Raw genomic sequence first — 7973 nt, 5'->3', positions numbered from 1 at the left:
GTTCCAGACAAGGCGCAAAGCGACGATAATGCAGATGTCTTAGCGAGATTTGTAACGCAGTATGGGGCAATTTTAGCATCAGCCCCAACGATAAAAGCAGGGGACAGGACTCTTTTTTGCCGCTTCATCGTTAAAAATAAAAGCTTAGAATGACTAAACTTATTATTTTTAACCTCGAATCGCCTAAAAAATAGTCGCTGTCAGTGCCATGGTCGAATGGTCAACACGCCCTAATTGTTCTCGAAACAAACGATGCCACAGCCCGCCTAGCCTACCATCGGTATCTTTAGCATGACTGTGCCTAAGATAATAGCGATTATCTATGAGCGGTACAATAGTACTGGGTGAAAACTGAGTGAAAACCTTGCACTGACCACTGACATCGACATACCGTCGTAATTAATATTTTTTTCAGAACAACTGCCTTATAATTTTCAAAAATGAGTGTCTGTAAAAAGGGATAGTTACACTTTATATCGATAAAATAGAAAAAAGCCCTACTCTACAGTAAGGCTTTTCGACTATTTCCTATCTACTACCTTTACTTCAACAACTTATCCAAACGCTTTGATTCAATCTGCGCCAAAAGATCAGGCAGTTTGTCCGCCGCCATCTGTAGCGTGGCTTCTGCCGCTTGTGTCAGTCCCAGCTTTTCAGCGAGGGTGGGCTTTTTCTGTGAGTAGAGCGCGTAGACTTGGTTGGACGCCATGCGCGATAGGATATAGCTGTCCGAGGTTTGCAAGGTATCGACCAGTTTGAGCTTGAGCGCGTCTTCACCGTACCAATGCTCGCCTGTGGCGACTTTATCCAAGTCCAGCTGTGGGCGGTAAGTGGTGACAAAGTGCTTGAACAGCTGGTGCGTCTGCTCAATCTCAGACTGATACTTGGCGCGGTCTTCGTCGTCATTTTCGCCGAACATGGTCACGGTACGTTTGTAGTCGCCTGCGGTAAACATTTCGTAGTCCACGTCATGTTTTTTTAGCCATTTATGAAAGTTGGGCAACTGCGACACCACCCCGATAGAGCCAACGACAGCAAAGGGTGCAGCGATGATTTTATCCGCCACGCACGCCATCATATACCCGCCACTGGCAGCAACTTTGTCCACGCAGACGGTCAGAGTTAGACCCGCGTCTTTTAGGCGCACCAGCTGCGCGGCGGCAAGTCCGTAGCCATGTACCATGCCGCCTGGGGACTCTAGGCGAATAACGACTTCATCGCCTTTTTTGGCGCTACTGATGATACTGCTGATCTCTTCGCGTAGGTGCTTGACAGCGCTGGCTTTGATATCGCCATCAAAGTCTAGGACAAAGACTTGCTGGTCTTTATGTTTACTTTTGTTGCTGTCTTTGAGCACTTTTTTGGCTTTTTTTGCCATGCGTTTTTTGAGCTGTTTGATGGCGGCTTTGCCTTGAGTTGCCTCAAGCAGTGCGTGACGTCGCTCGTCTTGCGCTTTGTTTAGGTGCTTGATTTTTAGCTCGGTTGGCGTTTTTGCGGGTTGAAAAAGCATGAATGTTCCTTAATTATCATCAATGTGCCGCGATTGGTGGTTATAGACTCGGCGCGCTTTGCCTTTATTATCCTTAATCACGCCATTATCGTGACTTCAGCCGATGCTGAGCGCTTGGTCATGAGGATTGCAGGCTTATTGTCCTAGGATTGTGCGCGGAGAGTTGTATAACAAAAGCACATTAGGCATAATGTGCCTTTACACAATTTTTTATGCAGCGAACGCGGTGAGGTTGAGTCATCATCGCGTTTTGTGCGTTATTGTTTTGTCGGTTGCCCCTGTTGGTACTGCCTATTTATTCGGGCAATACGCCACAGTAAAGCAAGCGTGTCAATGATGTCAATATAGCGATGGTGACCAGCTGCCTTATGGTCAAGGACGCCAGCGCAATGACCAATAACCACAGCACTCAGGTCTGCATTGAGATACTGAGTTGAATTGTTACATTTTAATACTTTGAATTGGGCTAAGAACTGGATACTCCTATGATGCACAGTGAATACCGAGACGAATACTGCGGAGCTGTAACCGAAAGCTTGCTAGAACAAACCATTACTATCGTCGGCTGGGTACACCGTCGCCGTGACCACGGTGGGGTGATTTTTTTGGATATGCGTGACCGCGCTGGCATCTTGCAGGTAGTGGTTGACCCAGACACGCCCGAAGCGTTCGCCACTGCCGATGCGGCACGTCCTGAATACGTACTAAAAATCACAGGACGCGTGCGTCGCCGTTATGAAGGGACTGAAAACGCAAACATGACCAGTGGTCAAGTTGAGCTGCTCGGTAAAGACATCGAAGTGCTGGCAAAATCAGAAACGCCGCCGTTCCCACTCAATGATGACAATGCAACCTACTCTGAAGATTTGCGCCTAAAATACCGCTATCTTGATATGCGCCGTCCGCAAATGCAAGAGCGTATGGTATTCCGCGCCAAGGCAACGTCGGCAATCCGTCGTTACTTAGACGACCACGGCTTTTTGGATGTTGAGACGCCGATTTTGACGCGTGCGACACCAGAAGGTGCGCGTGATTATCTCGTGCCATCACGTACCCGTCCAGGTAACTTCTTTGCCCTACCCCAGTCGCCACAGCTGTTCAAGCAGCTGCTTATGGTGTCAGGCTTTGACCGTTATTACCAAATCGCTAAGTGCTTCCGTGATGAAGACTTGCGCGCTGACCGTCAGCCAGAGTTCACGCAGGTGGATATCGAGACGTCTTTCTTAAATGAAGAAGAAATCATGGACATTAACGAAGGCTTAATTAAGCATTTGTTTAAGACCATGCTGGACGTTGAGCTTGCTGATTTCCCGCGTATGACCTACGCCGAAGCCATGCGTGACTATGCGTCTGACAAGCCTGATTTGCGTATTCCGCTAAAGCTGATTGACGTCGCTGACTTGATGAAAGATGTAGACTTTAAAGTCTTTGCGGGTCCTGCAAACGATGCAAAAGGTCGTGTTGCGGCGCTACGTATCCCTGGTGGCAGCGCCTTGAGCCGTAAGCAAATCGACGAGTACACCAAGTTTGTGGGCATCTATGGCGCACGTGGCTTGGCATACATTAAAGTCAATGACGCAAGCAACATCAACAACGGCGTGGACAAAGACTCAGGTCTACAGTCGCCCATCATCAAAAACATGAGCGATGACGTACTGGTCAGCCTTGTTGAGCGTACCGAAGCGACCGATGGCGACATCATCTTCTTTGGCGCGGACAAAGCACGCATTGTCAATGACGCGATGGGCGCACTACGCCAAAAAATCGGTCTTGACCTAGACATGGTCGACTGCGAGTGGGCACCGCTATGGGTGACTGACTTCCCAATGTTTGAAGAAACGGACGACGGTCAGTGGACCTCAATGCACCATCCGTTCACCAAGCCAAAAGGCTCAGTCGATGAGCTGAAAAACAACCCCGCCGAAGCCCTGTCTATCGCCTATGATATGGTACTAAACGGTACAGAAATTGGCGGCGGTAGCTTGCGTATCAACACCATCGACATGCAGCAAGCGGTATTCGATGCGCTAGGCATCGATGAACAAGAAGCCGCTGACAAGTTCAGCTTCTTACTTGACGCGCTAAAATTCGGTGCGCCGCCGCACGGTGGCTTGGCATTTGGTTTGGATCGTTTGATTATGTTGATGGTTGGTGCAAGCTCTATCCGTGACGTGATTGCGTTCCCAAAAACCAAAACCGCCGATTGTCCATTGACCCAAGCGCCTGCCGAAGTCGATACCAAGCAACTACGTGAGCTGGGCATCCGTGTGCGCGAAAAAGCACAAGCGGACAGCAACCGTCCTGCCCAGTAATTGGCACAAGTACGATTCGCATGAACGGCTATCATTGGTTTAAATATGTGCCACTGTCTGTATTACAGGCAGTGGCGCGACTGGTCGCCTTACTGATTGTTTGGCTGCCTGAGGTCAGTTTGGTGCGTAGCATTCGCCTAAACATGCGCCTCATTGATAGCATACATGCCGATACGTCTAAGCGCATGGTACGTGAGATTGTCCAAAATCAATGCTTAAGTACCGTCGAATCTATCAAAAGCTGGGCAATGCCCCCACAGTGGAGCATCGCCCAAATCCATACCGTGCATAATGAGCACCTCCTCAAAGACGCCTTAAACAACCCACACGGCATGCTCGCTATCGTCCCGCACCTCGGTACGTGGGAGATAATGAACGCGTGGCTGAACCAATTTGGCGCACCGACCATTCTGTATAAACCCGCCAAAAGCGGTAAGATGGACGAATTTATGCTGCATGGGCGCAGTCAGCTTAATGCAACGCTCGTCCCAACCGACAGTAGCGGCGTCAAAGCCATTTTTAAAACCTTAAAAGCAGGCGGCTTTAGCATTATTTTGCCTGATCATGTGCCCGACCCTTCAGGTGGCGTTATTGTGCCGTTTTTTGGGGTTGAGACACTGACCAGCACCCTTGCATCCAAACTTGCCAGCAAGACCAAGTGCGCGTTGGTTGGCTTGGCCTGTATCCGCCGCGAAGACGCTCAAGGTTTTGATATTTATTGTTATGAATTCAATGACCCTGATTTATACGCACGCGATGCCAATGTCTCTACCACAGCGCTGAATACCGCCATGCAGCAGGTTATTGAGCCGCATTTTAGTCATTATATGTGGGGCTATCGCCGCTTTAAGCATGTGCCTGAGCTTGGTAACCCCTACCGTGCTGATCCAGACAAGCTAGAAGCGTTCATCAAAAAACAGCGTGAGTCGCACCACTCATCGTAACTGCACGGGTACTGTATATTCTTAGGCTACCATGGTAAGCTTAGCCATCATTTTTGGCATTACGACAGCAATACGAGAGTATCATGGCAATCCACTCCCCAACCTCTGAATCGACCCACCCAAGCGACACCCAGCGCTATGTCATCTGTATGAAATGGGGCAGCAAATACGGCGCAGAATACGTCAACAGACTGTATCACATGGTCAGCCGTCATCTGACGCTCGATTTTCAGATGGTGTGCCTAACCGATGACAGCAGCGGCATTGATGAGCGCGTGCAGTGCTACCCGATTCCTGAGATGGATTTACCTGCAGGGCCTGAGCGCGGCTGGAAAAAACTGACCACCTTTAAGCCTGAGCTGTACGACTTAAAAGGCGTGGCGCTGTTTTTAGATATTGATATTGTGATTACGGACAATATCGATTGCTTCTTTACTTACCAAGCCGAGCATGATGACAGCGTGGTCATTATTCGCGACTGGAAAAAGCCATGGCGTATGATTGGAAACAGCTCGGTGTACCGCTTTAATATCGGTATGAATACGTATCCGAATCTGCTGTCTAATTTTGAAGAAAACTTTGCCACCATTCGTACGCAAGTACGCCATGAGCAAGCCTACCTGTCCAACTATTTGCGTGAGCATCATCACTTAGAGTATTGGGACAAGACGTGGTGCGTCAGCTTTAAGTATCAATGCCTGCCACCAACGCCGCTGAATTTTGTGCAAGCGCCAAAGCTGCCAGCAGGCGCGAAGATTGTTATTTTTCATGGGGAGATTAATCCACCCGATGCCATCGAAGGCGGCGGCGGTAAGTGGTATCGTCATGTCAAGCCCAGCCCGTGGCTTAAAGCGTACTGGCAATAAACATTTGGTTGTGTTTAGATAATTAAGAAAGCAGTTAGAACAGATAAAGGTGATGTATTAAGGTATTAAATATTTGCGATTAACGACTGGAATAAGCTATGGCGTTATATTTAAGATTACCAGCCACGGCTGGATTCCATATTGATGATGAAATTATTGTCATCAAAGCATTTAACGCCAATGAAGCAGAGCAAAGCTTATTTGGACAGCACGTTAATATCATCGCCTCAGGTCCCTCGATCAAACAATTGCCATTTTCAGGGCTATTAGACACGCCCACTATTTTTGTCAATGGTAGCATCAGTCTTACTGAGCATCACGATTTTGAACATATTGCAGGTTATGTCATCAGCGATGCGCACTTTATCCATCACCAACCTAAGATTTTGCGTCAGCATTATCGTGGTCAACCTTTATATGCCACGCTTGCGGTTTTTGAAGCGATGGCAACCACTTATCCTGATGTGATACGTGCCTATCATCATGCCATGCGGGTGCTGTATCCCGTGGATCGACCGTGGGGCGTGAAAGCAAATAAGTTCTCATCTAATAAGCTTATCTTTAACAAAAAACGGCTTAATAAAAAAAAGCCGTTGTCTTACTTTATCAACCATCCAAACTTTGTTATCGAAAGCCGTCATAGCACCGCGGAGATTGGGGTATCTCTTAACATTACGCATGGGTTTGTAGAGGCAGGTACGGTGGCCTACGTCGCTACGCAGCTTGCTTTCTCCCGCCACGCTGCCACCATTCATCTATACGGCATTGATTTACTCAACAGTGATCAACCGCGGTTTTATGAAAATAACAGCAACCGCGTTCCGACGACCCTCAATAAAGTCATGAACGAGCGTATCGTGCCTTCTTTTAATTTATTGGGCAAAACGTATAAGGCGCATGGCGTCAATGTCATCAACCACTCGCCTGTCTCAAAAAATTTGTTTGATACTATTTAGCCTTTATCACTCGATGCTTTCGCTGATAGAGCAAACGCGACGTATTGCTGAGCGATAACTGTAGGCAAGAGCTCTTGATTGAGTGGTACGGTATAACGACTGCAAGCGTTCGCTGCTTTGTCTATAAGCCCCGCTAAACCATCAATATCTCCAACCGCCACTAAGTTCTCAGGTGGTAGCAGCTCCTTTGGGCCAAAAGGACAGTCGGTACTGATGACAGGTGCACCAAGCGCTTGCGCCTCGACGATGACATAGCCAAAACCTTCAAATTTGGACGTCAGTACCAGCAATGCCGCTGACGCTATAAAGGGATAAGGATTGCTCTGGAAACCCAAAAATATCACATCACGACTGATATTCAGCTGGCGTGCAAGCGCCTTTATTTCTCCTTCGAGCCTGCCCTTACCGATCAATACCAATGGCAATGTCCGTGCTGTCTTTGCATAAGCGTGCAATAAATCTCGATGGCCCTTCATGGTATCGAATGACGCCACATGGACAATATATTGTTTGTCTCTCAAACCAAACGATTCGATACGTGGTGTTAGTAAAGCTTGGCTCTGAATCCAAGCAGCATCGCACGGGTTATAGATGGTCGTCGTTTGTGTGATGTCCCCTAATAGCGCCAGTAAATCGTTACGCGCACCATCGCTGACACAGCTACAAGGATGCGCGCCATACACCATGCGTAAGTGTTGTATCGTCTGCGCTGGCATATCCAATAACTGCTGCTCGAACTGCTTAGATAGCGCGGTATGCAGCACATTTATGATATTGGGCAATCGACTGTATGCCATCATCCAGTTTACTTTATAAATATTTGCCAATATCAGATCTGGCGCGCCTATGTGACTTCGCACATAATCATCGATACGTTGAGCGACTGCCTTATAAGCCTGTGCCTGCTTGGATTCTGACGCAAAATTCTGCTCAGCAAACACTTCGTCATAGGGTACGAGGTGATAGTGAATATCGGTACCCAGCGGCATATCTTGTGTGGCTTCCAAACATAAGACATGCACGCTATGACCCATTTTTACATACGCACTGGCTAATGTGGTCACCATCCGCTCAGCACCTCGACCTTCAAGCGCTTTTAAAATAAATAGAATTGTGGGCATGGATATCTCAACTTGGTTTTTGAATGACAGTCTTAGACGGTATGCATATTCATCATGTTTGCAGCATTTTGGCTTTTTATGCTAGTCTCATTTGCTTTACTCGTTAGAATACCGCCTTAGCTTACTACCTTGCCGATAGCAAAATCATGCGCATTACTGATTTTATAATTCAGTTAGCCCTTGCCAATACAGGTATCAGTAAATATCATAGCAGGCCTAGATGATGTTCGTCTTTGCATCGTTTGGATAACTGCTACAGACCGC

The 7973-nt window shown here is 47.7% G+C and carries 7 protein-coding genes; 5 read left to right on the top strand and 2 right to left on the bottom strand.

Going from position 1 to position 7973, the window contains the following annotated elements:
* Positions 1-541: 541 nt before the first annotated feature.
* Entirely contained in the window at positions 542-1510 is a 969-nt protein-coding gene (sohB, locus tag JIE71_RS07860; protein ID WP_199508181.1) for a protease SohB, read from the bottom strand.
* Between sohB and JIE71_RS07855 the strand changes: the two genes are divergently transcribed.
* The 5 genes from JIE71_RS07855 (at position 1499) to JIE71_RS07835 (ending at position 6588) form a co-directional block, all read left to right on the top strand.
* Positions 1499-1657 carry a hypothetical protein gene (locus JIE71_RS07855; protein WP_199508180.1) on the top strand — a complete coding sequence of 53 codons (159 nt, stop codon included), beginning with the start codon at positions 1499-1501 and terminating at the stop codon, positions 1655-1657. The two genes, sohB and JIE71_RS07855, sit on opposite strands and share 12 nt — an antisense overlap.
* 338 nt (positions 1658-1995) lie before the next feature.
* Entirely contained in the window at positions 1996-3822 is a 1827-nt protein-coding gene (aspS, locus tag JIE71_RS07850; protein WP_199508179.1) for an aspartate--tRNA ligase, read from the top strand.
* 20 nt (positions 3823-3842) lie between these two features.
* Positions 3843-4766, top strand: coding sequence for a lysophospholipid acyltransferase family protein (locus tag JIE71_RS07845; RefSeq protein ID WP_199508178.1), 924 nt, complete (start codon positions 3843-3845; stop codon positions 4764-4766).
* 83 nt (positions 4767-4849) lie between these two features.
* A complete protein-coding gene (locus tag JIE71_RS07840; protein WP_199508177.1) occupies positions 4850-5632 on the top strand; it encodes a glycosyltransferase in 783 nt (260 codons plus the stop codon).
* Between the two features lie 98 nt (positions 5633-5730).
* Entirely contained in the window at positions 5731-6588 is an 858-nt protein-coding gene (locus JIE71_RS07835) for a hypothetical protein (protein WP_199508176.1), read from the top strand.
* Here JIE71_RS07835 and JIE71_RS07830 read toward each other — a convergent pair.
* The gene (locus JIE71_RS07830; RefSeq protein ID WP_199508175.1) at positions 6585-7709 is read right to left on the bottom strand and encodes a glycosyltransferase; all 1125 of its coding nucleotides are present in this window, start codon (positions 7707-7709) and stop codon (positions 6585-6587) included. The two genes, JIE71_RS07835 and JIE71_RS07830, sit on opposite strands and share 4 nt — an antisense overlap.
* Positions 7710-7973 lie beyond the last annotated feature (264 nt).

Source organism: Psychrobacter sp. bablab_jr014 (assembly GCF_016464015.1).
Taxonomy (GTDB): Bacteria; Pseudomonadota; Gammaproteobacteria; order Pseudomonadales; family Moraxellaceae; genus Psychrobacter.
This window is presented reverse-complemented; position numbering and strand designations above follow the sequence as displayed.